Raw genomic sequence first — 25795 nt, 5'->3', positions numbered from 1 at the left:
TTGAAACGGGAAACTCACATGATATAATAAAGTATTGAACAAAGCCTATGTATAAGCGGAAGTAGGGTTCACATGCGAATTAACAAGTTTATCAGCGAGACGGGTTTTTGCTCGCGTCGTGAAGTGGATAAAATGGTCGATGCGAAGCGCGTGACTATTAACGGCAAGCTTGCGGAGCTGGGGAGTCAAGTGGGCGAGGGCGATGAGGTACGGATTGACGGTAAATTGGTGAGCACAAAAAAGAAGCATGTGTATATTGTTCTTCACAAGCCGGTGGGCATCACCAGTACGACAGAACGGCATATCCGAGGCAATATTGTCGACTTTGTGGGGCACCGGGAGCGGATTTTTCCGATCGGACGGCTCGACAAGGACTCCGAGGGGCTCATCCTGCTTACGAATGACGGGGATATCGTGAATAAAATATTGCGGTCAGAGAACGAGCACGAGAAAGAATACATTGTTAGGGTGGACAAGCCTATCACGCCAATGTTTGTACAAGGCATGTCCAGCGGTGTACGCATTCTCGGAACCATGACCAAGCCATGCAAGGTCACTCTTCTAGACGAACGCTCGTTCCGCATCATCTTGACGCAAGGACTCAACCGGCAAATCCGAAGGATGTGCGCGGCTTTCGGCTATGAGGTTCGAAGGCTGAAGCGGGTACGCATTATGAATATTAAGCTTGCCGATTTGCCGTCGGGACAGTGGCGGGATCTCAAGCCCGATGAGCAAGAAGAGTTGTTTCGTCTGATCGGGCATGAGGCTAGCCTTTGACATGATTCAGGTACTGAACTTGTAACCGACCCCGCGAACGGTATGGATATATTTCGGATCAGTCGGATTCGCTTCGATTTTTTTACGAAGATTGCTGATGTGAACGAGTAAGGTGCGTGTATCTCCGTTGCTGTCGACGCCCCATGTCAATTTATAGAGATTTTCCAGAGAAATAACCTTCCCCGGGGACCTGGCTAAATGAAGAAGCAGATCGAACTCTTTGGAGGAGAGCGGCGACAAGACGCCGTTCACCCGTACGGTTCGGCTTAATAAATCGATTTCGAGTCCCGGAAACGTAAGATGCTGGGACTCCTCTTTGTGCTGCTCCAGCAATTGGCTGCGGCGCAGGTGAGCTTTGACTCGCGCGACCAGCTGCCCCGGGCTGAATGGCTTGGTGATATAGTCGTCGCCACCGATGCTGAAGCCAAGTATAATATCCATATCCTCGCTTTTGCAGCTGAGAAACAGGATCGGAGTGCTGTACGATTTACGGAGCTGGCGGCATACTTCAATACCGTCCATTTCGGGCAGTAATATATCCAAGATCACCAGCTCAGGACGATACTTGTCCACCATCTCGAGCGCTTCGGCGCCACTGCTTGAGCACAGAACCTCATAGCCTTCCTTACGCAAGTACAATGTAATTAATTCTACAATTTCGGCTTCATCGTCAACAATTAAGATTTTTTCCCCGGACATTGATTTTTCCTCCAAACTCGTTGCGGACGGACTGAACCGACAAATCCCCGTTTCCAGAAATTACTGTCTGATATAAAATAGTATATAAATGTGACCATTTTGATAATAAAGAAAGAAGTGGTATCGATTCCTAAAAACTCTCTCTATTATAAATGGTTTTGGGCTTGTTTTTCCATACTTTTATGGACCGGACTGCTTCTTGGATGCAGCAGTGCGGAAACTGGGACTTCTGAAGAAAAGCCCCTAGCGGTGCGAGGTATGCTGAATCTTGAAGCTTACCGATTTGATCAGAGCGGGACTGTGCGTCTGGATGGGGAATGGGATTTCTATTGGGGTGAGATGATTCCTCCTGAACAGTTGGTTTCATCGGATTCGGAAACCGCTGCGAAGCGAGAGTCGATCCTCCTTCCCGGATCGTGGAACGGGCTTTCCGTGAACGGCGAGCGGATTGGCGGCTTCGGTTATGCGACCTATCATTTGCGTGTGGAGCTGGACGATACGGAAGCTTTTCTTGGCATGCGCATTCCCTACATACGAACAGCCTATAAGATATGGGTCAATGGCGAACTGTTGGGCGGAAGCGGGGAACTGGGCAAGACTCCGGACTCATACAAACCTATGTACACACCACAGCTGATCCGGATTCATAACCATGGGGGTCCTATGGATATTGTCATTCAAGCCTCTAACTATCACCATCGCTCGGGAGGCATATGGAAGTCCATCCAGCTTGGGGAGCTGGAGCGACTCGACCTTGAAGCAAGGGCGGATCTGGCACAGGATATGTTCTTGATCGGCAGCTTGCTTTCGATGGGTCTGTATCATATCGGACTATTCGCTCTGCGTCGCAAAGAACGAGGATCGCTTTATTTTGGGCTTTTCTGCGTGCTCATCGGTGTGCGAGCCCTGTTTATCGGGGAAGGGGTCATCTATTATTTTGCACCGGGCTTCCCTTGGTTGACGGCTCTGAGGATTGAATATTTGTGCTTTTATATCGGGGTGCCTGTAGTCATGATGTTTGTTCGCTCTCTGTATCCGAGTGAAGTGCACCGCGGGCATGTTAGATTCGTTCAATGGCTTGGCTTGCTGTTCTCCGTCTCGGTGCTTTTGCTGCCTCCTCCATGGATGACGTATACCGTTCCACAGTTCCAAATCGTCACATTGTTCGTGTGCGCTGTTCTGATGTACAGCATATACCGGGCGATGCTTCGAAAAAGAGACGGGGCAATGTTCGCGTTCATCGGCATATGTTCATACATCATTACCGTCTTGCTTGATATTCTGTATTATAACCAATGGATTAAGATAGGTGAGGTTTCGTCCTACGGGCTGCTGGTCTGCGTATTTATGACTGCGTTTATTCTAAGCGTCAAGTCGGCCAAAGCTTTCACGGCGGTGGAAACCTTATCTAGACAAATGAGTGAGCTCAATACCGGTCTGGAACAAAAAATACACGAGCGCACGGCAGAGCTTGAACGGATTAACCGCAGCCTAGAGCGGGTGAATGAAGATTTGGGCCGGATGGAAACGTCGAGACGCCACTTGCTCAGCAACATATCGCATGACTTGGGAACGCCGATGACGCTGATTCAAGGCTATGCGGAAGCTTTGCTCGACGGAGTGGTGTCGCAGCCGGAGCAGCAGAAAAAATATTTAAAGCTGATCTTGGGCCGCATTACCGGCTTGAACCGGTTGATTTCAGATCTCTTTCAGCTTTCCAAGCTTGAGGCGCGCCAAATGAATTTCAACTTTCATCCCATGAGCACGGACGAGATGATCGGGTATTTCGATGAGCGCTACGAGCTGGAGCTGGCCGACGCCGGGCTTCGGTTCGAGACGAACACCCATACGTTTCGGACCACGGTTAACCCGCGGGGCTTGGTCAGAATCGATTTGGACCGGATCGATCAAGTGCTGACCAACATTATCTACAATGCGGTCAAGCATACGCCGCGAGGAGGCCTGATACAGCTCCAGTTTATCATTGACGAGCAAACGCTTGTAGCGCGGGTGCAGGATAACGGGTCCGGGATTGCGCCAGAGGATCTGCCATACGTGTTTGACCGGTTCTTCAAAAAGGACAAGTCCCGAAACACCGCAGGCGGCGGGAGCGGCCTAGGACTTGCCATTGCCAAGGAAATCATCGACTACCACGGAGGACGCATCTGGGCGCAGAGTCAGGTGGGGCAGGGGGCTTGCATCGCGTTTATGCTGCCGCTGGTGAAGCCGGGAGAATGAGAGGCTTACGCCCTTGGTCCATACTTGAGCCTGAGGTGGTGGCGGATGAGCTAAAGTAGGGAGTCGCGGTATCCCGTCGGCGAAGTTTGGTAATGACGCTTGAACTGTTTGGAGAAGTATAGCGGGTCTTGAAAGCCGACCGATGAGGCGATCTGTTCCACCGTAAGCTCTGGCCGCTCCCGAAGCAGGTGGCGCGCCTTATCCAGACGCAGCCGCAGCAGGAACGTTACCGGGGTCAGCCCGGTATGCTGCTTGAACAGCGTGGATAAATATGCGCGATTATAGCCGAGCGTCTCGGCCATCAGCTCAATGGTGATCGGTTCAGCATACTGTGTGGTCAAGTATTGCAGCGCCTGCTGTACCGTTTGTTCTCCACCGGTTGCCTGTCTTGGCGCGCTAGCCTGCTGAGGACGAAGCGCTTCGGCATACTCCGCGAACAGCAGATGCAGGCAGCCGTTCGCCCTGAGATTGGCGCTTACGCTGCGGGATTGAAAGGCAAGCTGGATCTGGTGGTACAGCACGCTGATGTTTCGCTTGCGTCCGGTATGAACGATGGGCGCAAGCGAGCTGAGCCCGATGTCCTGCAGCATAAAGGAAGCTTGAGGGCCTTCAAAGGCAATCCAGCGGTAATGCCAGGGCTCTTCCCAATCCGCCGTGTACTGAATCAGCTTACCGGGCTCAATCAGGAAGCTGTCACCTGCCCCGAGCTGATAGGTCCGTCCCAAGCAGGAATACGTCCCTTTTCCTGACGTGATGTAATGCAGCAGGTAATAGTCGACGACCTTTGGACCCGGCTTGTGTCCGGGATTGGTTTGACTATGGCCGGAGAACAGCACGGTCAGCGGGCTTCCTTTGGGGGAGGGCTCCGGGTTCGATACAACGTAATAGCTGTTTGGCCGTTTGACGGATGAGGAGACAAGCATAGGCAAAACGGGCTCCTTTTTTATGGATTTAAGTATATTATGCGGTAAGGAAGCAAGACGAAGATCTCTTAGAGGGATGGCTATGGGCTGGATGCTCTCTAATTATATCCATGGTTACATTATATCACGACATGGTTAGGTGACCTGGTAATAATCTAACATATTTCCATGTTGTGCTTACATCCTTCCATAGTGCCGGCAGAACAATTCGAGCTATACTTGAAGCAGAAGAATGACCAGAACAACGTTGCTGTGCTTCAATATACTATATAAACGAGGTGAAGTCCTCATGACGGATATCAAAGCATTGCGTGGGCGTTTTATAGAGCATTATGGCGCTGAAAGCGCGCATCCGATACGAGTATTTCACGCACCAGGACGCGTGAATCTGATCGGGGAGCATACGGATTACAATGGAGGTTATGTATTCCCCGCTGCGCTAACCTTCGGGACGACGATGCTGATTCGGAAGCGGGAGGACGATCAAGTCGGATTCGCCTCTGTGAATTTTCCGCATCACAAACATATTTCCATTCAAGGATTGGCATACCGTCAAGAAGACGATTGGATCAATTATCCAAAAGGCATTATTCGCGAGCTGCTGAAGCGAAGCGTGTCCGTTGGAGGTTATGACATCCTGTATTGCGGAGAGATTCCGAATGGCTCCGGACTGTCTTCCTCAGCTTCGATTGAAGTGGTTACGGCTTTCGGTCTGCTGACGATGGAAGGGCAGCCCACGGATAAGGTGGATATTGCACTGCTGTCGCAGAGGGCTGAAAACACGTTTGTCGGTGTGCAATGCGGTATTATGGATCAATTCGCGATTGCGATGGGGAAGAAGGATCACTCGATTCTGCTGATGTGCGATACGCTGGAATACCGGCATGTTCCGTTTCACAGCGGCGATTATAAGCTTGTGATTGGCAACACCAATAAGAAAAGGGGACTCGTTGATTCCAAATATAACGAAAGACGTTCCCAGTGCGGGCAGGCCGTTCGCGATTTGCAGGCGGAACATCCGGGACTTACGCTGCTCGGTCAGCTCTCCCTGGAGCAGTTCGATTCATCCAAGCATCTTATTGCAGATGAAACCGTGCGTAAAAGGGCGCAGCACGTAGTGGAAGAAATCGACCGTGTGCTGCAGTCCATCAAGGTGCTGGAGCAGAATGATTTGGCGGCATTCGGCAAGCTCATGATCGGCTCTCATCAATCGCTGCGCGATCTGTACGAGGTGACGGGAATAGAGCTGGATACAATGGTGGAAGCGGCACTGGACGTTCCAGGTGTGCTCGGATCACGTATGACCGGCGCCGGCTTTGGCGGCTGTACCGTATCGCTTGTGCATCAGGATAGCATAGAGCGATTCATTGACGAGGTAGGCCATGAATATAAGAAGAAAACGGGCTTAACCCCAGACTTCTATGTGTGCAATATAGGCGACGGAGTTAAAGAACTCTAGAAAGAAATATTTGGGAGGCGAGGGAAGGCAATGGCTATTTTGGTGACAGGTGGAGCGGGCTATATCGGTTCGCATACGGTGGCCGAGCTGCTGGCTAAAGAAGAAGATGTCGTGGTAGTCGACAGTTTGCAGCAAGGGCATCGCGAGGCGGTGCTCGGCGGTAAGCTGTACGTGGGCGACATTCGTGACGGAGACTTTTTAGATACGGTATTTAAAGAGAACGACATTGACGCGGTAATTCATTTCGCAGCCAACTCGCTCGTCGGTGAAAGCATGCAAAAACCGGGAAAGTATTATCATAACAATGTGTACGGAACCCTGTGCCTTTTAGATAAAATGAACGAATACGGCGTGAAGAAAATAGTCTTCTCGTCTACGGCTGCCACCTACGGTGAGCCGGAACACATTCCGATTCTCGAAACGGACCGGACGCTGCCGACCAACGCTTATGGGGAAACGAAGCTGGCCATGGAAAGAATGATGCATTGGTTCGATACGGCCCATGGAATCAAATATGTATCACTGCGCTATTTTAATGCAGCAGGCGCCCATGAAGGAGGACGGATTGGCGAGGATCATTCTCCGGAAACCCATCTGGTTCCGATCATCCTGCAGGTGGCATTGGGACAACGACCTCATCTATCCATTTTCGGGGACGACTATGCTACGCCCGACGGCACGTGTATCCGCGATTACATTCATGTAACGGACCTTGCGGACGCGCATATTCTGGCAGTGGAAAAGCTGCGGAGCGGCGGAGACAGCGGTGTCTATAATCTCGGCAACGGCAAAGGCTTCTCGGTGAAGGAAGTCCTTGATATCGCGCGTGATGTGACAGGCCATCCGATTCCTGCTGTGATGGAAGCGCGCCGCGCGGGCGACCCGGCCATCCTTGTGGCTTCCTCGGAACGCACGAAAGCGGAGCTGGGCTGGAAACCCAAGCGGGACGACCTGAAGCAAATCATTGCCTCCGCCTGGAACTGGCATCGCAGCCATCCCGATGGTTACGGCGAATAACAGCGGCGAGTAAAGGAGTCAGAAGGGCCTAGCCTGCCGTTGAAAGAGGAGGAGCGGGGACAATGGAGAATAATCAATCGGCATCAGGTTTCGGCACTCCGGAGCGGAAGGCGGCCTACTTGGTGGAACGTCTGCTCCAGTTCGGAGTGGCGCAGAAGCTGCTTGAGCCGCTGGATGTTTATGCGGCGCGGAACAGCCTGCTGGATCTGCTTCAAATCGTTGAGCCTCATGCGGGTGAGCTGAAGGAGCCTGCGGCAGTAATCCCTGTGGAGCTGCTTGAACCACTGCTGGATTATGCGGCTGAAGCAGGTATTTTGGAAGAGAATCATACGACGCTCCGCGATTTGCTGGATGCCCGTATAATGGGACAGCTGTTGCCGCGGCAATCGGAGCTGGTGCAGCGGTTTTGGACTGAGGCGCAGAAGGAAGGAATGGAGCGGGCGACGGACGCATTTTACAAGTTGTGCATCGATTCTAACTATATACGCATGGACCGGATCCGCAAGAACCTTTACTGGCTTGCCCCGACGGAGTATGGCGACCTAGAAATCACCGTGAATCTCTCGAAGCCGGAGAAGGACCCAAAAGAAATTGCTATGCTTAAGAATGCCCCACAAAGCCATTATCCCCAGTGCTTGCTCTGTATAGAGAACATAGGCTATGCGGGAAGACTGAATCACCCCGCACGTCAGAACCTGAGGGTCATTCCGTTGGAGCTTATGGGTGAAACGTGGTATTTCCAATACTCTCCGTACGTTTATTATCATGAGCACAGCATTATTTTCGACGGGGAGCACCGACCGATGCAGACGACGAAGCTTACCTTCGAGCGCCTGCTCGATTTTGTGAATCGGTTCCCGCATTATTTTATCGGCTCCAATGCGGACCTGCCGATCGTAGGGGGGTCGATTCTGAACCATGACCATTTTCAGGGCGGCCGCCATTCGTTTCCAATGGAACGGGCGGCGGTGGAGGAGAACTTCGGCCATCCCGACTTTGTGGAAGTGAACATAGGTATCGTGAAGTGGCCGATGTCGGTCCTCCGCATCTCCAGCCTCAACCGGGGACAGCTCCTGAAGCTGGCCGGTATGATCTTAGAGCGCTGGAAGGAATACAGTGATTCCTCACAGGACATTGCAGCCTACTCCATGCAAGGGGAGACGAAGGTACCGCATAACACCGTTACTCCGATCGCCCGAAAGAATTCGGTCGGCGAGTACGAGCTGGATCTTGTGCTGCGCAACAACAGAACCAGCGCCGAGCATCCGGAAGGTATTTTTCACCCGCACCGTGAGCTGCATCATATGAAGAAGGAAAATATCGGCTTGATTGAGGTTATGGGACTAGCCGTGCTGCCAGGACGATTGAAGGATGAACTGGAGTTGGCCAAGGGGTTGTTGACAGGAGAGCTAATGCTGGATGAGCGCATTACCGCAGACCCGGAACATCCGCTGCATAAACATACAGCTTGGCTGCAAGAGTTAACCGCGCGCTACGGTACGTCGATGGCTGGCGAGAAGGCCGCCGGGGTGCTTCGGGACGAAATCGGCAGCAAATTTGCGGACGTGCTTCGTGATGCGGGTGTTTACAAGCGGGATGAACAAGGCCGCCAAGGCTTCCGCCGCTTTTTGCAGTATATAGGACTTAATAGAACGTATTGGTGAGAAAATGGCTCAGATTTCTTTCAAAGTAGCTGACACGAACCAAACGATCACTACCTTCATGGAAACAACGCAGCAAATCAAAAGTATACTTCAGGTCATTGAGGAACCCAAGTCGTTGATGAAGTTGTCGGACTGGTGGAAAATATTGCAGCGATACGTATGGAGAACCGTAAAATATCGGCTGAAGTGGAAGGCGGGATGAAAGAGCTGCTGACCGGCATTGTTCAGGTGAGGCAAACTTTAAACCATGTGGAAGCCATTACCGCATCCCTGCAGCAGCTCGTTAACCTGTCCCAACTAACGGAAACGAAAAAAAGATCATGAAATGAGAAGCCGTAAGCATTTTATGCTTGCGGTTTTTTTAAATCCGATTCCGATAAAGTTGAGTAAAGGATATCCTCTTTGATCCTTATGCTCATCCAATATGCTTATTGGAAAGCGCTTGCGCGGATGATGCAGAAGTGACTTCAACGATTTTCAGGTTGTTAAAGCATAGGCTTAGTCGCTTCAGTGCAACTTCCGCTTGATCGCGGGACATCGGTTCTCCAAGTATTTTTCCTTTGTAGCTGATGGCGAAACGCATTCGTTAACCTCCATTAACACGGTCCCGGTGCTTCTCCAGGAATGAGTTCTTTTTTACTCTACGTAATCATACGTAGGATTAGCGCAATAAGTATTATTAACCGGGTTATCCCTTGATGAAACAGGTCATTTTAACCTATTTTCGTTAAGCAGAAGAAATCATTAAGAATAAAAGCCTATCAATAAAGCGGTGGGCAGTCACCATCTGTCTGCTTGAACACGCTCCAGTGTGACAACGACGTAAGGCTTGTGCTGCTGCAGAAGCTCCATAAAGAGCGGGTCCGGGTAGTTCATTACGCCGTCACCTGCAGCGGTGGCTTTGAAGCGATGAATATCCATATTATAGCATGAGCATTATGGATTAGGGTAATAAACTGGGAAAATCGGCATATTAAGCCTATACACAAAGGAGCTGACGATAGGAGGACGATCAAGTGCTTATTCGGCCGTTTGCATGGCTCGCCGGCTTGCTAGCCGCATGGCTCGCTCTTCATACAGCTGAAACGGCATCCGTTGCCCTGCAGCAAGATCGGGTCATGACATTCGCCGTGCTTAGCGACATCCATTTACAGAGATGGGACCAGCGCTCCATACACATTTTCGGGCGCGCCCTGGATGATCTACACCATGCAGCACCCCTAGCTGAGGCTCTCATTATCAACGGAGATCTCGGCAACGGCAACCCGGGGGATTATCGTGCGCTTCGCCAAATGCTGGACAAGCATCCTCATCCCCGACAGGTGTATTATACGATAGGCAACCATGAGTTTTACCGTATGTGGCATGACCGGCGCGGACGCTGGAGTCCGGGCACATTTCCTAACGGGGAAACGGATACGGCTGCGATTCAAAGATTTTTACGCTTCGTCGGAGAGCCGAAGGTTTATTATGAACGGCAAATCGAAGGCTACCGGTTTCTGCTTCTCGGAACGGAGCGTTATAGACAATCGGACCCGTCGGTGGGAGAAGATGCTTATCTATCCGCAAGTCAACTGCAATGGTTGAAAGCCAAATTGAAAGAGGCGGCTCCCGAAAGGAAGCCGGTCTTCGTCTTTCTGCATCAGCCGCTCCCGGATACGGTATCTGGAAGCGGCCGGGAAGGATGCGGGAGGGGTGTGGTTCAGTATCAGCAGCTCAAGGCGCTGTTGTCATCCTATCCTCAGACGATCCTGTTCTCGGGGCATTCCCACCGGGAACTGGAGCAGCCACGAACTATCGTACACGATGGCTTTATGATGGCGAACAGCTCCTCCGTCCGTCAGCCATGGAAAGAAGGCGGACCGTACACGCCAGAGGCGGCAAAGAGTGAAGGGCTTATTGTCGAAGTGTATCCAGACCGCGTGTTGATCCGAGGTCGCGATTTCGGGAACCGGATATGGGTGACTGAGGGGTCTTTACGGTTCAATGAAAAAACCATCCGGACGCTTCCTGAGGGGCCGGATGGTTCAAAGAGTTGATGTTTATTCCTCGACTTCCGTTTTATGAGCCGTTTTGGGTTCAATTTGAATATGATCGGATTGGCGGGTAATCTCCTCTACTTCAATTCCTTTTATGGCAAGCGTATTCTTAATGAGCTCCTCATCCTGCGCCGGAAAAATGTAAGCCGGCTGCCCATTGGTATGCTTCAGCAGATGATCGGCAACCTGCAGCAGTTTTTCCATGGAGAACGGCTTGCGCAGAAACTTCTCTATGTCTTTCTCGTGGTAGTCTTGCGGCTGTTCCAATGCGGTGGAGACGATGACCGGCGTCCGGTAATACTTGGGATGACGGTACAGTTCGGCAATGAAATCCCAACCGTTCATTGAGCCCTCCAGATGAATGTCCACGATGCAAAGCAGCGGTGCATGCTCCCGGATCTGGTGAAGCGCGATGATAGCCTCTTCCGCAGAACGCACATAAACCATCGGGACTTGGAGCTTGCTGAGCGCCACCCCGATCAATCGGGCCAGGTTATCGTCATCCTCCAGAATCATGATGCTTCCTTCGGCGCTTTGAATCTCATAGGTCATGAGCTCGACGGCAAACGTCGTGCCTTGGCCCATAGCCGATTCAAAAGAGATTGTACCCTGATGCGCCTCAACGATCTCGCGGACGATGGCCAGCCCAAGTCCCGTTCCGCCAATTTGCCTGCGATCCGAATTGTCGACCCGATAAAACCTGGTGAACAGTTTGTCCTTGGCTTCCTCAGGTATGCCAAGCCCATAATCCTGAATGAGGATAAGAACGTGTCTTCCTTCCAGCCGCAGCGTCAGGTCGATCTGCTCAGAGTGTGGGGAATACTTGATGGCGTTGCTCATTAAATTGTGGCCTACCTGCTTCAGCCGATCCGCATCCGCACGTACCCATACCTCATGGTCTGGCAAATGAAGCATGATTTGATGGCTCTGCTTACCCCTCCACTGCTCCGCCACTTCTTGAAGCAGGTTTCTAAGTTCGACAGGGGCAAAATGATAAATTTGCTTCCCCGATTCCATTCGCTGAAGGTCGAGAAAGTCGTTGATTAACGTGGATAAGCGCATCGCTTCTTTATAGATCGTCTGCAAATAACGCTGCTGCTTTTCAGGGGATAGCTGACGGTGCAGCAGAATTTCAATAAATCCGAGAACGCTGGAAAGCGGCGTACGCAGCTCATGTGAGACGATGCTGATGAACTCATTTTTGATTTCGTCGGCCCTCTCCTCCTCAGTCCGGTCGCGGAACACGAATAGAAAGCCTTGCTCCTCCTGCCGGTTATCGCCCACCTTTGTTGCGTAGAGATTGAGGTGTCTTTGCTGGTTGTCCGGTCCGACGAACGAGAATCTTTCCGTCAGCCTATCCACCTCACCGCGAAGCAGCCCTTGAATCGACTTAAACACGGAAGAGAAATCCGAAGAAGTCTCCAGTATGGTTTGGAAGATCGCTGTAACCGGGGTTCCACTCTGGCGATTGAAAGGAAAAAAGTCATCCATGCGATGGTTGGCAAACATCCACTGTCCTTCGGAATCGCACATCATCATCCCTTCATGCGTCGATTCCAAAATGTTTTCAATCAGGTGGTGCTGCTCTTCAATCAAGCCTTTCTCTTGCTGAAGCTGCTCGCTTTGCTGCTCCAGTCGGACGGATTGACGGCGCCGCTCTTCGTTAATCTGCTGAGCCAGAAAGGCAAGCCCGAATTGGCGAATGAGCCCTTTGGTTAGCCGAGCTTTCAAATCGCTTTGCTCGGTAACATATCCGGTGATCAGCAGAAATCCAACAGCTTCTTGCTGATCGTTAAACAGCGGAAAATACCGGTCGACAGCATACGCCAGTCCTTGGTGGAATCCGCGCTCCTGCTCCGTGGTATTTCGGGTGGAATCCAGAGGCTGTTTCTCCGTCAGAACCCGCAGTGCCGGGCCGAACAGCTCATTCTCACGTAATAACTGCAGTTTGGAGGGATAGCCGATGGAGTAAAGCACTTCGTAAGCAGCTTCCTCTCCTTCCGTTTCCGGCGATTTCATGACGAGCATAGCGGCATCAAGCTGTAAAGATTCCAGTAGGGCGGGAACGGAAGATTGTAAGAATTCCTCCATGTCTGTCGACCCAGTCAGCTTCTCCTGATAATTGGTAATGGCCTCCAGCTCGTGCTCCCGCTGTGACAGCTGCACCATGATCGCTTCCTGCTCATCCTGTTGAGTGATAATCTCTTCGTTCTGTGCTTCCAGGCTTTCCGCCAAAAAGCGGTAAGACTCTTCGCTCCTGCGAAGCGCAGCTTCTGCCCGCTTAGCCCGGATGAAAGTAAATACCGAGAACAGTCCGATAATAAGAGCAAGGCTGCCACCCAGAGTGATGATCACGCGGGCCGTTGTTTCTGCGCTTCGCGCGGAATCGTAAGTATCCGAAGCGATTTCCTCAATTTCGGAAGTCAGCTTCGTATGAATTTGCCGATAACGATCCATCAAATTTTTGCCGATAGCAACCCGTTCTAGTGCCGTGTCCATTTGTCCGTTTCCAATCAAGTTGATTTGGCTACTATAATGGTCTTGAAGCCGCTGAATTTGCGGTATCACTTCGCCGGCCATTACGTTGTTCAGACGAGTGTATTGCTTCTGATACTTGTCCATCGCCAGCAGGTGCTCATTCAGCTTGGCTTTACTTTCATCATAAGGCTGCAAATACTGCGCTTCTCTGGTGACCTCGTATCCCCGCAAGCCCGATTCCATGTTGACCAAGGTGATCGACAATTCTTGCGCCAAATTAGATAAGGGAATGATATCATTGACGATGGAGTTCAATTTGGCTTCCGTGTTTCTGGAAGCAATGAAGCTGGAGATGCTAACTAGAGCAAGCAAAGAAATGGTAATAATGATATAGGTCAAAGAAATTTTCGATCGTGTTATGTTCATGAAGGGAACCACCTTAGTGAAGTAATGGATATCCGTTATCCGGTAATGTAAAAATTCGACAAATGGCGACGGGGTTCCTTTTTTGGCTTGTGGCAAGAAATCAGAATTTGTTCATTATAAAGAACAGTCGGAGTGGACAAGGGGAAACGATGATGGATTGGCCAGGTGAAGGGATAAGGAAGTTTGAATTGAATCCTGAGGTCTTATATTATCCCGACCATGGTGCAGCATAAAGCACCATGGTCGGGATGTTATGGATCAAAACGGTCTCCATTTGCGGAAGTCTTATTCAAGTTCGGCTCGGAGAGGATGGTATAGCCTAAGAGCAGAGGGCCCGTATGAACGGTTCATCAGGGTTATTTCTCAACCCACTCGCTGCGCAGCGAGAAGAGATCCTTGAGGTCGTCCGTTGATAACTCCGTGATCCACTGCTCGCCGCTGCCTACGATTTGCTGGCTGAGCCCCATCTTCTTATCGATCATCTCATCGATGCGTTCCTCCAGCGTCCCCAGCGTGACGAACTTGTGGACCTGCACGTGGCGGGTCTGGCCGATCCGGAAAGCGCGGTCTGTTGCTTGGTTCTCCACCGCCGGGTTCCACCAACGGTCAAAATGAAACACGTGATTGGCGGCCGTAAGGTTGAGTCCTGTTCCCCCCGCCTTCAGCGACAGCAAGAAAATGCCTGAATCTGTGGTGTCCGTCTGCGCTTCATTTTGAAAGGTTTCGATCATCCGGTCGCGCTCTGCTTTAGAGCTTCCACCGTGCAGGAATGGGATTTTGCCGCCTAATTCTTCCCCGAACACCCGCTGAAGCAGCAGGCCGCTCTCTACGAACTGGGTGAAAATGAGACATTTATCGCCTTCCTGCCGCAGCTCCTGAACCATCTCCAGCAGCCGTTCGACTTTGTTGGAGCGTCCGCGCCATGGTGACTGTGGCGATTCTTTCGTGAGCAGGGCGGGATGGTTGCAGATTTGCTTCAGCTTCGTCAGGGCAGCCAAGATCATGCCGCGGCGCTCCATGGGCGACATCGTGTCGATGCGCTCGAACATGTCACGGATGTAGGTTTCGTAAAGCGTAGCTTGCTCTGTGGTAAGAGAGATATAGGTTTTGTACTCGTATTTTTCCGGTAAATCGAGCTGGATCGAAGGATCCTTCTTTAGCCGCCGCAGCAGGAATGGGCGGATGAGCCGCTGTACCTTGGCGATAAGCTCCGGGTCTTGAGTCCGCTCAATGGCTCCGACATACCGCTGTGTGAAATCGCGCAGCGTACCGAGGTAGCCGGGGTTCAGAAAATCGAAAATCGACCACAGCTCGGTCAGCCGATTCTCGATCGGCGTGCCTGTCAGTGCGATTCGGTGCCGTCCTGTCAGCTTACGGATGGATGCCGCCTGCTTCGTGTAGGCGTTCTTGATGTTTTGCGCCTCATCCAGACATATCGATTCCCAGTGCATTGAGGCGAGCTCCGTTTCGTCCAAGTGAGCCAGCGTATACGTTGTCAGCACAAGGTCGCAGTCGCGGCAGCTTTCAGCGAACGTTTCGCCCTTGGCGCGACCCGGACCGTAATGCAGATGAACGCGCAGGTCGGGAGCGAAGCGCTGGAGCTCCTTCTGCCAGTTGCCGAGCACCGAGGTGGGACAGATGAGCAGGGAGGGAGACGGATCTGCCGTGCCTTCGGTCAGATGTTTCTCCCGCAGGAGAAGCAGATAGGTAATCATTTGAATCGTTTTGCCGAGGCCCATATCGTCGGCCAGGCATCCGCCCAAACCACACTCCCGCAGGAACATCAGCCACGAAATGCCCTCCACTTGGTAAGGCCGCAAGGTGCCGCGGAAGCTGTCGGGCGGTTCGGTGAGCGGTGGACGCTTGGCATGATTCAGAAGCTTGACCAGCTCCTGAAGCTGATCGTTCAGCTCGACCTCCATCTTCAGGGAACGGTGGAAGTCCTTATCTTCTTCGCCTTCGCTTGTGCCCAGCAGGTGCAGCTCCAGTACATCCCGAAGAGAAAGGCCCTGGTTCTTCTGTACCTGATGCATCACGCTTTGAAGCTGAGCGAGATGAACGGGATCGAGCTGCACCCACTGACCGTGAATTTGCACCAGCCTGCGGTTCTGCTCGAGCAGCTCACGGAATTCTTCTTCCGTCAACTCGATGTCTCCGAGGGCGATTTTCCAATCGAATTGCATGAGCTGACCAAGGCCGAACATCGGCTGCGGACCTGCGCCTACGGACGACTTGATCTTCGCTTTGAGGCGGGGACGCCACTTGCGGATACGCTCCCACCAGTCGGGCAGGAAGACGGAGTAGCCCGACTCGATAAGGCGGAGGCTGCCCTTCACAAGCAGTTCCCATGCCTCATCCGGCGTGAGGGAGCTGCGCAAGCTTTCCTCGCCGGTAGCGAGCCATGGCAGCATGCGCCCCCACTTCTCGGCGTCGCGTACAGCCCGGCCGAGATGCTCGCGCCATGCCTCAGGCAGCGCCTCGGCGATAGCGGCGTCAGGCTCTGCGGCAGCCAGTGCCCCGAGGTCCGTGGGAGCCATCTCGTACTGCACGTCCTTGTCGCCTCGGTCCTGCAGCACGACGCGCAGCGGCCAAGCGCCGCCGGAAACCGCGGGCTCTTCAAGCTTCAGGCATGTCCGGAAGGGCGTGCCATCGGACTGCCAACCGATAGAAATGAGCCAATCCTCCTCGTCCATCCAGAGATCAACTGCTTCCTTGCCGCTGGACAGCAGCGGAAAGGAACGTTCGAGTTGCTCCAGGCTCTGGCGCATCACCCCGTCTGCTTCGATCCAGTCGGGAATAAGCTGGTCCATCCACTGCTGCGCCACCGGCGAGGCCGCCAGGGCGGACTCTTCTTCGGGCAGCTGCAGCTTCCAGCCCAGTTCGCCCGCTTTCCATTTGGCGAAATCAGGCATAAAGCGTCCCTGCGTCAGTGCCTCTTTGACGGCAGGCGCCAGCCGCGTCAGCTCCTCAAGGTCGCGGCTGAAATCCAGCCGTTGGTGCTGCACGTAGCTCGGAGCCGCCATATAGTCTAGCGCTTCCAGCGAAGGAAGCAGTACGCCTTCCATATTCATCGATTCGGTTACCTCGATGAACGTGCCGTAGAAGGAAGGCGCGTGCCAGGCAAACAACCAGTCGCGAAGGTCGTAAGCGTCGCAGATGCCGCCGTTATACCGGGCGCCCCAAAGGAAAAACCCGCCTTGAGGAGCCCACCGCACATTCACGTTGATGTTCCCCGTATCGATCATGGAATCCATTTTCCTTTCCTCAGCTCTTCCTGCAGTGCGCGGAGGCGAGAGTATTTTACTGTCAGGCGGTAGATGTAATCCTCCCAGTCTTTCAGGCGGTCCAGTTTTTTGTAAAGAGTGTTCAGTTTCTTGAGCATATTGGTCGCGCTTTTGTAAGCGGTGCGGTTCTTCTCAGCAATGCACCGCTCCACCGCATGGTGATACAGCGGCAGCATAAGTGCCGGATCCTGCTTCTCCACCGTTTGGAGATCAAGTGAGTACAGGTTCATCGGGGAGACGCGGTTGGACAATTGCAAATCGATCCATGCTTTGTACCGCTGGGCTTTTAGCAAATACGCAGTATAGAAGTGGTATGTGCGCGGCAGCAGCGCTACCATAACGGATACCCACTCGGCATCGTCCGTTTGTCGTCCTACGGCTTCCATCCAATATTGGCAGAACTGCCGCAATTCCTCCTGCTGGGCGCGCTGTACAACCGGTAGCAGCCATCGGAGCCATGCGAGCATACGATCCCAGGCCTGCTCCTCGTAGCAATGATGCAAATACAAGAAGAAATCCCGCGCTTCACGCTTGCTAAGCTGCTCCATTTGCTGCCTGGCGGCTTCGTCATTCCCTTCGATGACGGCAAAGTGTGCTTCCGCCATCAGCAACGCATCCTTACGCTTTGGCCTCAGGTCCTTTGCTTTCAGCATACGCTGCAGCCGGGCCCGTTCCTCTGCAATCCACGAAGCGTGGTTCGTCATCCGCCACCAAACGCTTCGGTACACGGTAGGCCAGGACAGGGGAGAATCCTTTCCGGGCAGAGCGGCCTCCGAAATCAGGCTGAGGGTCTCTTTCCACTGCGCAGCATAGCTTTGGGTCAAAGCATCTACATCCAGCTTTGGCGTGAGACGCAGCAGATCCTCTTGGCACTGCCTTCCGACCGTTTTACAGCCGGTTTCAATATAATAAGAAAGATACGATGTTTTGGTCTCCTGATAAAACTGCTCGATTTTTCGCATGATGAACAGCAGCAAATGCAAGGCGTAAAGTTCCTTGAGAGGAGATTTCCAGCGCTCGCCGTATGGCGCAAGCTTTTCTTTGGCTGCGCTGTGGAACAGCTCGATCGAATGCTGCTGAGACAGCGAGAAGCCGTAAAACTGCTGCTCGAAAAACCGCTGCCATTGCGCAGGGCTTTCGTTCGCCGTGGGCGGATCGAGCCGGTCCTGCTGCCGTTTCTCCGCTGCGCGGGTGACCGTTCGCGTCTGCTGTTGACGGCTGCGCACGAGAATAGCTTGCTTCAACTGCTGCAGGAGCAGCTCGGGCCGCGCATAAGGGGCGTACAGAGCAAAAACAACTGCGGCCATATGCTTGCAGTTCTCTCCATCCGGACAGCTGCATTCGCTTTTGCCGAAATTGTCCATGTCGAGAATGACCTCGTAGGCTTTCGTCCCGCGCACCAAAGCATGCACTTCCACGCCGTGCTTCAGCTCAATCTCGGTTACACGGCCTTTGTGAAAGTACTCCCATCCGCGTTCAAGCTGTGCGAGTTCAAAATCGCTCTGCAGATGCCGGGTCAGCTCTTTTATTCGATTTTTCGGAATCTGCAGCTTGAGCATGTTTCGCCCTCCGCGTGTTTTGTCTATCCTTATAGTGTACCAGATTTTGCATGCGAATGCGTGGAAAATTGGTTGGGACAAATGTTTTTTGTTGGCTTGTTATCGGTTGCGGGAGGATGGTGTTTCTGAGTACAATGAGGCAAAAGGGGAATTTACCACGGGGAAGGGATAGATGGCCAAATGGGCATTAAGTTCGGAAGGGAGTACAGCGACATCATTATCGATTTTACTGACGCGCTGCAGGGAATTGATGGCTGCTATGAATTTCTGGAGATGACGGCAGAGGATTGGGACGGGATGAGCGCGGCGGAACGGAAGGATTGCATGAAGACGTTGGCAGACGATCTGTTCTACGGATTGGGGGTAGAGACGCAGATGAGCATCGGAAATTGTGTGGTCACGCATGACTCGAAGCGGCATTTGATCCGAATGGACCACGGCGAAACGATGACCAGGGTGATCCATTTAGTGTAGGAGGGAAGGGCATGAACGAGAAGCTGACCGAAGAGGAAGTGAATGTCCGTCTGGAGCAAGTGGGGAGTTGGGCAATAGAAGAAGGGGGCAAATGGATCGCTAGAAAGTACCGTTTCCCGTCCTTCATGGACAGTATCGGGTTCGTGGGTGAGGTGGCCCGGATCGCGGAGGAACTGAATCACCATCCGATGATCTCCATCGATTATCGGATGGTGACGCTGCGTCTCACTTCGTGGAGCGCAGGGGGTCTTACGAAACTTGACTTCGCCAGTGCTCAGAGGTACGATGCGGCTTATACAGTCTTTGGACAATGAATCGATGAGCGTTTTCTTTTCTAGTCGTCCTTATTCGGGCCATACCATACAGTGGAATTCGCCGGTTCCGGTGGGAGTCATCCGTTCATAGGTGTCGGTGATGATAAAACCAGCCCGTGCATATACGCGGATCGCTCTTTCGTTCCAAGTCATTACCTCAAGGTCGAGTTGGTTTTGCGGGGACAGCCGTCTGGCTTCCTCTACAATGGCTCTTACAAAATGGATTCCCTTTCCTAATCCGCATAAATGGGGACGCATGCCCAGACCTAACCGTGTAACGCCCTCAATGGGAAAAAATTGTGCAAACCCGCTGAGCACACCGTCCGAGTCTAGCACAGCACGGTACTGGTTTGCGCGAATTTCAGAATCGGCGAATTCCTCTTGTGCGGAAAACATAATTTGCCACGGTCGAAAGTGGTATGAATCATAAGGTGGCGGATAGGTCCAACTGCATATGTCACGGCATTGCGCCTCAGTAAGCGGAACTAATTGAAAGACTGGGGGTTCGTTGTGTATCACTTTCTTTTCAGCTCCTCCCTTCCGGTGTATACTGATAACTATACAGCATATCATCCCATCAAAGGAAGTGATTGGATTTGAAGCATGTAGTGAGTCAAGAATGGTTGTTTGAGCAAGGAATCCAAGACCATGTGGTGATAGCGGACTGCCGCTTTGTACTGAGCCAGCCTGAAGCCGGTAGACAAAGCTATGAAATAGACCATATTTGCGGAGCGTATTATTTTGATCTGGAGCGCGATTTATCCGGTCCGAAAGAAAAGCACGGAGGAAGGCATCCGCTTCCCGATCTTCAGGAACTTGCTGCAAAGCTTGGCCGGGCGGGCATCCATGAGAATTGCGTGGTTGTCGCTTACGATGATCAAGGCGGCGCGATGGCGTCGCGGTTGTGGTGGCTGCTGACCTTCCTCGGTCATGATAAGGTGTACATTCTGGATAAGGGCTATTCGGAGTGGAAGGAAGCGGGGTATCCCGTAACGGAGGAACTGCCCGTGGAGCAGCAGGCCGTATTTACGCCAAAGGTGCGCAGCGAGATGCTGGTGAATGTGGAGCAGGTGAAAGAGCGGATAGGGCGTCAAGGCACCGTCCTTGTGGACTCCCGAGAAGAGAAGCGTTATCTTGGAATGGAAGAAACGATTGATCCGGTCGCCGGACATATTCCGGGAGCAAAGCCGTATTTCTGGAAGGAAGGATTGCAAGCCGCAGGAGGATGGAAGGATGCCTCGGAGCAGGAGGCAAGGTTCGCAGACTTGCGCAGCGCAGATGAACTTATTGTCTACTGCGGCTCGGGTGTGACGGCGTGCCCGAACGTGCTGGCGTTTAGCGAGGCCGGCTTCAACAACGTGAAGCTGTACGCCGGCAGCTGGAGCGACTGGGTTAGCTACAAGGATAATCCGGTGGCGACGGGGAGAGAGTAAGAGCGGGAATTCCGAGTCATTCACGGATAAGAGGACTATGCAGGCTGCCGTTTGGCGGTCTGTTATAGTCCTCTTTGTGTTCCTTTTCGCAGTTTACGCACCGGTTTGTGTTGTGCCCGCTCCTCGTGATACCGATCAATGGTTCACGAATTCCTCCACCGGATGCTCCGCCAGCAGTCGGCTCACTCGCCCCTTTACGGCCAGATCTGGTATCTTTTCAGTAAAACAGAAAGCCCTACAGGCTTGTCCGTCCGATTCGTCCATTTCTCTGCGAACGATGTGGTCGGGCTAAACACTGAGGGCTTTCGAACGTTCATTGCGAATCCGTTGACCGTATTACTTGGCGTCGGTCATTAACCGCTGATACTGCTCGTCCGACAAAATCCGTCGGGCCGTCACATAGCGATTGTCGTAGTAAGATTCACTCATTTCAGTAATCGTAACGCCTTTGTTTGTAGCGGAGTGGTAGAACTTGCCGCCTCCCACATACACGCCTACATGAGAAATCCCTTTACCGTCCGTATTGTAGAACACGAGGTCCCCGGGACGAAGCTGATCTTCGGCTACCCATTGCCCTTCTTGGGCTTGGCTCTTGGAGGAACGCGACAGATCGATACCGAACTTGTCGAACACCCAAGAAGTATAGCCGGAGCAATCAAAGCCGTTGGTCGTGGTGCCAGCCCATTTGTAAGGCGATCCCAAACCTGCGTTTACCGCTGCGCTTAGTGGGGTTTCAGCGAATGCGCTGCCCACCGAAACCGTGCAAAACATAGCCAAAGAAAGTGTAAAACCTACAAGCTTCTTCTTCAAACAAAGTTTCCCCTTCCGGTGCCTACGAGGTTAGCTGAAGGGTTCGGTTGAAGGTTCCCTATGATCACTGACGAGGTCGAGATCAATTCACCCAGATTTATGGATCCCCCGTTTTCCTAAAACAGAAATTCGGCAAAATTTTCATTTTTTTGATTCTGAGTAAATATATTCGAGCATAAGCGCGCATTTCCTTCCGGTGTCACAAAATTGACACAAATTGGATGTTTAAAGTGAAACTTTTTTGTTTAATTGAATACGGGATATGAAATGGTGTACATGGAAGAAAGATAATACTGCTGCACTCTCTTGATCCGTTATTTACGCAGTTTTAGACATAACAAAGCACCGGTTCAGAATAACCGGTGCTTTTGCATTCTTTCAATAGTATATTTCTTACGCTTTTTCTGTCCACAGCGCATACTGCGTGCCAATGGCCCATATTTTGAAGAACATTTGTGCCAGCCGATACGCTTGTAACCCGATCAGGGCCAAGAAGCCGGCCCAGAAGAACGCGGAAGCCATCACAGCGGCCGACACCGCTAAGGTTATGCCTGTTACGGCGAGTGCAGCAAGCATAATGACGGGCAGATGGCGAATCACAAACAGAAGAGTATAGACTACGGACTTGCCTTCGGTCTTCCCGATCTGAAGGAATAGGAAAAGAAGCTGGAGAACAAACCAATAGATGATGTAGGCGGCGAGCGCCGGCGCGAGCGCCTTTCCTAAGGAAACATAGGAAGCTTGTTGTCCGTACTGCTCCATTGTATAAGGGATCAGCCAATAGAGCGGGAGAAGCGTAAGGACGAGCTGTATCACATAGAGACCGAGGAAGGGGAGGGCCAGCGTTCGGACCCCCTCGACGAATCGGTAGCCTGCATTCAGCTCCCGATGTCGAAGCGAGTAATACACACCCGCATTCAGCATCGGATGGAGCAGCATTCTTAAGATTAGCAGGAGGAGTCCCCACCACAAATACGGCTCCAGCAGATCCGTCTTCATGATTTGAAAATGACCTTCCACCCAGAAGAGCTGTGAAGCTGTCACGGGCAGATCGTTCCCCGGATAACGATGGAGCAGAGGGAGGACAACGGATTGAATGAGCTTATACAGCGCGATACCCCAGATGAGATTGTATACAAAGAGAGCAAAGACGGCAAAAGGCTGCTGCCAGGCCATGGTCCAGCCCGTTTTGATCCAGTTCCACATGTTCCTCAATCACCTCACCATGCGACCCAGCCGAACAAGGTCTCCAGAATTTTTACAATTCCCACGTTCAGACGTACCGAAAGCCTCGTATCGACTTCCGTTTTCATAAAGCTGTTGATCCGCTTGTTCTCCAGTACGATGGAGTGCTCCGGGTCAATGGCCACCCACGTCAGCGGAGCCGTGTGATTCAGCTTCATGATGACCTCGCTGTCCGCGCCGTCCCAGGTTTTATCGAGCTGTGTTCCATCGGCAAAATAGAACCGGATCGGTACGTTGTGATAGGTGCCGCCAAGCTTACTCAGCTGCACGCTGTTCTCATAGTAGGTTTGGCCCTTGTCCGTCACTTTCTGCACTTTGATGCCGGTTACGGCGTAGTCGACCATCATTCCATTATAGACATACTGGTCAAAAAACGGCTTCCAGCTGGTTTGGGTCACATCCTCCACCACCTGTTGAAAATCCGTCGTGGTCGGGTGCTTGAATTTCCAACGCTGAAAGTAGGTGCGCAGGATCTTATCCATCGTCTCGGGACCGACCTGCCGCTCGATCGCCTTCAGTACCAGTTTGGCTCGGGTATACACGTTCTCGGCATAATGATGGTGTCCGTCATAGCTCCAGGCGTTCTTCTGCAGCGCTGCGGGATTTGTGATGTAGCTTGATTCCACGAGCAGATTCGGACGAACGCCGTATTCCGCCTCCATTAGTTTGTCTTCTATATAGGAAGTAAAGCCTTCGTCCAGCCACGCCTCTTCAAATTCATTGCTGGCGACCATGCCATAAAAGAATTGGTGGCCGATCTCATGCACCACAACCCTTTCCAGCTCCAGACTCGGATTCTCTTCGGCGGCGCCCCATGCTGTAATCAGCGTCGGGTACTCCATCCCACCGGCCCCGTTCCCCTCTTCCGGCGGCACGACGATCGACAGTGTGTTATAGGGATAACTGCCGTACCACTGGGAATACCGGGCGAGCGCTTTTTTGGCGGCTGTCATGTAACGGACTTTCAGGTGCTCATGCTTCGGGTCGAGATACAGCTTGATGCGGACACCAGGCAGGTGAGGCGTAGCGTATGGTTCTTCATGGTATACAAAATGCGGTGAAGCAGCCCAAGCAAAATCATGTACATCATCGGAGTAGAACGTATACGTTTTCGTTTTGCCGTCATCGGAGACGGGCTTGGTCGGGAAACCGGTGGCCGCTACCTTGTGATTGGAGGGCACCTTAATCCTAACGTCAAAAATACCAAAATCCGCATAAAACTCTGAGTTTCCGTGATACTGATGCAAATTCCAACCCTCAACAGTCCGCCCGCGGGTGCCTTTGGGTTCATATACGGCTACCTTGGGGAACCATTGTCCTGCCATCACGAAATCGTTCGCATAGCCCATTCTGGCAAAGACCTGCGGCAGCTTCACGGAAAATTGCGTGCGCAGGTTTACTTTATCGCCCGGCATGACGGGCTTCGGAAGCGGTACCCTAATCAAGGTGTTGTCATCCTTATTGCCGTCATCCGGCCGGATGTACTCGATCCGGTCGATCAGCTCTGTCTCGGCACCGTCAAGCGCCTGGATGGAACTAACCGTCATGCCGCCGAAGCTGCCTTCCTTACTGGCGTCGTCTCGCAGCTTCCCGCCGGATTCCTTCATGAACGTCGTTTTCTTCGACTCGAATGCATTCGGGTACAGGTGAAAATAAAGCTCCTGTACCGGCTGACTGCCGGGGTTTTTCCATGTCAGCGATGATGTGCCTTTAATCAGCTTGCCTTCAGCATCCAGCTCTACATTCAGATGGTATTCGACGATGCGGTTGGATAACGGCTTCGGTGCCGGTTTTTCGACCGGCTTTACCGGCAGGCTGGGCGGCGCGGGCGGAGGAGCCGCCGGTTCCGTAAGCCGTCCGCTAACCGGCTGTGCGTTTGCCGTCGGCAAAAAAATGCCCGTAGATGAGCCGTCCGCTTGTCCTCTGGATGAAGGCCATTCGGGCGCTTCGACGACGGAGTGCCCAGCAGCCGACCTTATGGGCTTCAGGACGAGCGGATCAAGTCTCCCTTCGGCAGGGAACGCGGCAGGGTAAGCGGCTTCTGCGGACAGCTTCCACCCGGAGGCGGGCGCATCTGACCGGGAGTCTGCCGATAGCAGGGCATTCGTAAGCAGTGTGGCGCCGCAAGCGATGATCATAAGTAGGCCCCATGATACGATTGGGCTGCCGATTTGTTTTTTCATCCCATATTCACCCCGTTGACAAGCATCTACAGCATGTATATGTTTGTGGGACGAGGATTATATCTGCCTTTTTCCCTCGAGGGTATTTTGGAAGGACTCGTCTCCGTTTATTTACATGCTCTAATACTTTAGCTACAATAATAATGAATGAGATCGTCCTTACGGGACTTTGAATACATGGAGATAGGATGGTGCCTTGTGGATATAAATGAAAAGAAAAAAATGCCTTCGCTCAATATCGTTAGCAGTAAAGAAACGAAGCACCGCGGCTTTGGGCAGGGCTCGATCGACCTGAGCCAATTGTCCTGCGTCATCATTGACGAAGGAGAAGCTTACCTTGATCTGGGGGCGCTGCACGCCAAGAGCAAGGTGGAGAAAGGGATCAAGTTCACGACGAACAAGGATGAGGTCCCTAACGGCCGCCCTTGCTGGATCGTTTGGGTGGCGGTGGACTTTAAGGAGGACGGCAAGTACTATGCCGGAGTCACTTCTTGCGAAATGACGGTAGATCCGGAGGCGCGCAAAGGGTGGAAAGTTCTCGCTGACCATGTGAATCGGATGGATTATGCATTAAAGCGCCGCATTATGCTCGATAACCTTGGAGAAGAAGAGAAGGCTGCTCTTAAAAAGCTGATGATTGAGAACGATCCCGGTATGTGGGAACGCTCTGAAGCGGAACTCAAAGAAGCGCTTTCGTAAATTTTGTACATTATGTGACGGTCATTGAACGACCTGCTATAACGATGTATACTAGTGCCTAGTATATGCACTAT

The 25795-nt window shown here is 52.3% G+C and carries 21 protein-coding genes and 1 riboswitch; of the genes, 11 read left to right on the top strand and 10 right to left on the bottom strand.

Annotated features, from left to right (window positions below; genetic code table 11):
- The first annotated feature begins 72 nt into the window (after positions 1–72).
- Positions 73–777 carry a 23S rRNA pseudouridine(2604) synthase RluF gene (rluF, locus tag JOE45_RS15370; RefSeq protein WP_210019414.1) on the top strand — a complete coding sequence of 235 codons (705 nt, stop codon included), beginning with the start codon at positions 73–75 and terminating at the stop codon, positions 775–777.
- A 6-nt stretch (positions 778–783) separates the two neighbouring features.
- On the opposite strand, the gene JOE45_RS15365 is transcribed toward rluF, so the two are convergent.
- Entirely contained in the window at positions 784–1476 is a 693-nt protein-coding gene (locus tag JOE45_RS15365) for a response regulator transcription factor (protein WP_210019415.1), read from the bottom strand.
- Positions 1477–1734: 258 nt separating this feature from the next.
- Here JOE45_RS15365 and JOE45_RS15360 point away from each other — a divergent pair, with 258 nt between their 5' ends.
- Positions 1735–3714, top strand: a complete 1980-nt coding sequence (locus tag JOE45_RS15360; protein WP_245247010.1) for a sensor histidine kinase — start codon at positions 1735–1737, stop codon at positions 3712–3714.
- A 50-nt stretch (positions 3715–3764) separates the two neighbouring features.
- Here JOE45_RS15360 and JOE45_RS15355 read toward each other — a convergent pair whose 3' ends face one another.
- The gene (locus JOE45_RS15355) at positions 3765–4637 is read right to left on the bottom strand and encodes an AraC family transcriptional regulator (protein ID WP_210023281.1); all 873 of its coding nucleotides are present in this window, start codon (positions 4635–4637) and stop codon (positions 3765–3767) included.
- A 289-nt stretch (positions 4638–4926) separates the two neighbouring features.
- Between JOE45_RS15355 and JOE45_RS15350 the strand changes: the two genes are divergently transcribed.
- The 4 genes from JOE45_RS15350 (at position 4927) to JOE45_RS15335 (ending at position 9101) form a co-directional block, all read left to right on the top strand.
- The gene (locus JOE45_RS15350) at positions 4927–6096 is read left to right on the top strand and encodes a galactokinase (RefSeq protein WP_210019417.1); all 1170 of its coding nucleotides are present in this window, start codon (positions 4927–4929) and stop codon (positions 6094–6096) included.
- Positions 6097–6126: 30 nt separating this feature from the next.
- Positions 6127–7113, top strand: coding sequence for a UDP-glucose 4-epimerase GalE (gene galE, locus JOE45_RS15345; RefSeq protein ID WP_210019418.1), 987 nt, complete (start codon positions 6127–6129; stop codon positions 7111–7113).
- Between the two features lie 62 nt (positions 7114–7175).
- Positions 7176–8777, top strand: a complete 1602-nt coding sequence (locus tag JOE45_RS15340) for a UDP-glucose--hexose-1-phosphate uridylyltransferase (RefSeq protein ID WP_210019419.1) — start codon at positions 7176–7178, stop codon at positions 8775–8777.
- Positions 8778–8912: 135 nt separating this feature from the next.
- Positions 8913–9101: a hypothetical protein gene (locus tag JOE45_RS15335; RefSeq protein WP_210019420.1), complete on the top strand. Its 189-nt coding sequence runs from the start codon at positions 8913–8915 to the stop codon at positions 9099–9101.
- Positions 9102–9192: 91 nt separating this feature from the next.
- Here JOE45_RS15335 and JOE45_RS15330 read toward each other — a convergent pair whose 3' ends face one another.
- Positions 9193–9360, bottom strand: coding sequence for a hypothetical protein (locus JOE45_RS15330; protein WP_210019421.1), 168 nt, complete (start codon positions 9358–9360; stop codon positions 9193–9195).
- A 433-nt stretch (positions 9361–9793) separates the two neighbouring features.
- Here JOE45_RS15330 and JOE45_RS15325 point away from each other — a divergent pair, with 433 nt between their 5' ends.
- Positions 9794–10816, top strand: a complete 1023-nt coding sequence (locus JOE45_RS15325) for a metallophosphoesterase family protein (RefSeq protein ID WP_210019422.1) — start codon at positions 9794–9796, stop codon at positions 10814–10816.
- Between the two features lie 3 nt (positions 10817–10819).
- Here JOE45_RS15325 and JOE45_RS15320 read toward each other — a convergent pair whose 3' ends face one another.
- The 3 genes from JOE45_RS15320 to JOE45_RS15310 all read right to left on the bottom strand — a co-directional run bounded on the left by JOE45_RS15320 (position 10820) and on the right by JOE45_RS15310 (position 18563).
- A complete protein-coding gene (locus tag JOE45_RS15320) occupies positions 10820–13720 on the bottom strand; it encodes an ATP-binding protein (protein WP_210019423.1) in 2901 nt (966 codons plus the stop codon).
- Between the two features lie 356 nt (positions 13721–14076).
- Positions 14077–16974, bottom strand: a complete 2898-nt coding sequence (locus JOE45_RS15315; protein ID WP_210019424.1) for a DEAD/DEAH box helicase — start codon at positions 16972–16974, stop codon at positions 14077–14079.
- Positions 16962–18563 carry an SWIM zinc finger family protein gene (locus JOE45_RS15310; protein WP_210019425.1) on the bottom strand — a complete coding sequence of 534 codons (1602 nt, stop codon included), beginning with the start codon at positions 18561–18563 and terminating at the stop codon, positions 16962–16964. The genes JOE45_RS15315 and JOE45_RS15310 overlap by 13 nt, the downstream gene beginning before the upstream one ends.
- Positions 18564–18743: 180 nt before the next feature.
- Here JOE45_RS15310 and JOE45_RS15305 point away from each other — a divergent pair, with 180 nt between their 5' ends.
- Complete coding sequence (locus JOE45_RS15305) at positions 18744–19037, top strand: hypothetical protein (RefSeq protein WP_210019426.1); 294 nt, start codon at positions 18744–18746, stop codon at positions 19035–19037.
- An 11-nt stretch (positions 19038–19048) separates the two neighbouring features.
- On the top strand, positions 19049–19351 hold the full coding sequence (locus JOE45_RS15300; protein WP_210019427.1) for a 4a-hydroxytetrahydrobiopterin dehydratase: 303 nt from the start codon (positions 19049–19051) through the stop codon (positions 19349–19351).
- A 30-nt stretch (positions 19352–19381) separates the two neighbouring features.
- Here JOE45_RS15300 and JOE45_RS15295 read toward each other — a convergent pair whose 3' ends face one another.
- On the bottom strand, positions 19382–19747 hold the full coding sequence (locus JOE45_RS15295) for a GNAT family N-acetyltransferase (RefSeq protein WP_348632543.1): 366 nt from the start codon (positions 19745–19747) through the stop codon (positions 19382–19384).
- 200 nt (positions 19748–19947) lie between these two features.
- Between JOE45_RS15295 and JOE45_RS15290 the strand changes: the two genes are divergently transcribed.
- Positions 19948–20784: a sulfurtransferase gene (locus JOE45_RS15290; protein WP_210019429.1), complete on the top strand. Its 837-nt coding sequence runs from the start codon at positions 19948–19950 to the stop codon at positions 20782–20784.
- Between the two features lie 336 nt (positions 20785–21120).
- Here the strand turns inward: JOE45_RS15290 and JOE45_RS15285 are convergent, their stop codons facing one another.
- The 3 genes from JOE45_RS15285 to JOE45_RS15275 all read right to left on the bottom strand — a co-directional run bounded on the left by JOE45_RS15285 (position 21121) and on the right by JOE45_RS15275 (position 25022).
- Positions 21121–21594, bottom strand: coding sequence for a C40 family peptidase (locus JOE45_RS15285; RefSeq protein ID WP_245247008.1), 474 nt, complete (start codon positions 21592–21594; stop codon positions 21121–21123).
- A 4-nt stretch (positions 21595–21598) separates the two neighbouring features.
- A riboswitch (cyclic di-AMP (ydaO/yuaA leader) is annotated at positions 21599–21739 on the bottom strand.
- A gap of 248 nt (positions 21740–21987) precedes the next feature.
- Positions 21988–22800 (bottom strand): hypothetical protein, encoded by an 813-nt coding sequence (locus tag JOE45_RS15280; protein ID WP_210019430.1) that lies wholly within the window; start codon positions 22798–22800, stop codon positions 21988–21990.
- Between the two features lie 14 nt (positions 22801–22814).
- Entirely contained in the window at positions 22815–25022 is a 2208-nt protein-coding gene (locus JOE45_RS15275) for a M1 family metallopeptidase (protein WP_210019431.1), read from the bottom strand.
- A 222-nt stretch (positions 25023–25244) separates the two neighbouring features.
- Here JOE45_RS15275 and JOE45_RS15270 point away from each other — a divergent pair, with 222 nt between their 5' ends.
- Positions 25245–25721: a YwhD family protein gene (locus tag JOE45_RS15270; protein WP_461480190.1), complete on the top strand. Its 477-nt coding sequence runs from the start codon at positions 25245–25247 to the stop codon at positions 25719–25721.
- Positions 25722–25795 lie beyond the last annotated feature (74 nt).

Origin of the sequence: Paenibacillus sp. PvR098, from assembly GCF_017833255.1 — a bacterium.
GTDB lineage: Bacteria > Bacillota > Bacilli > Paenibacillales > NBRC-103111 > Paenibacillus_G.
This window is presented reverse-complemented; position numbering and strand designations above follow the sequence as displayed.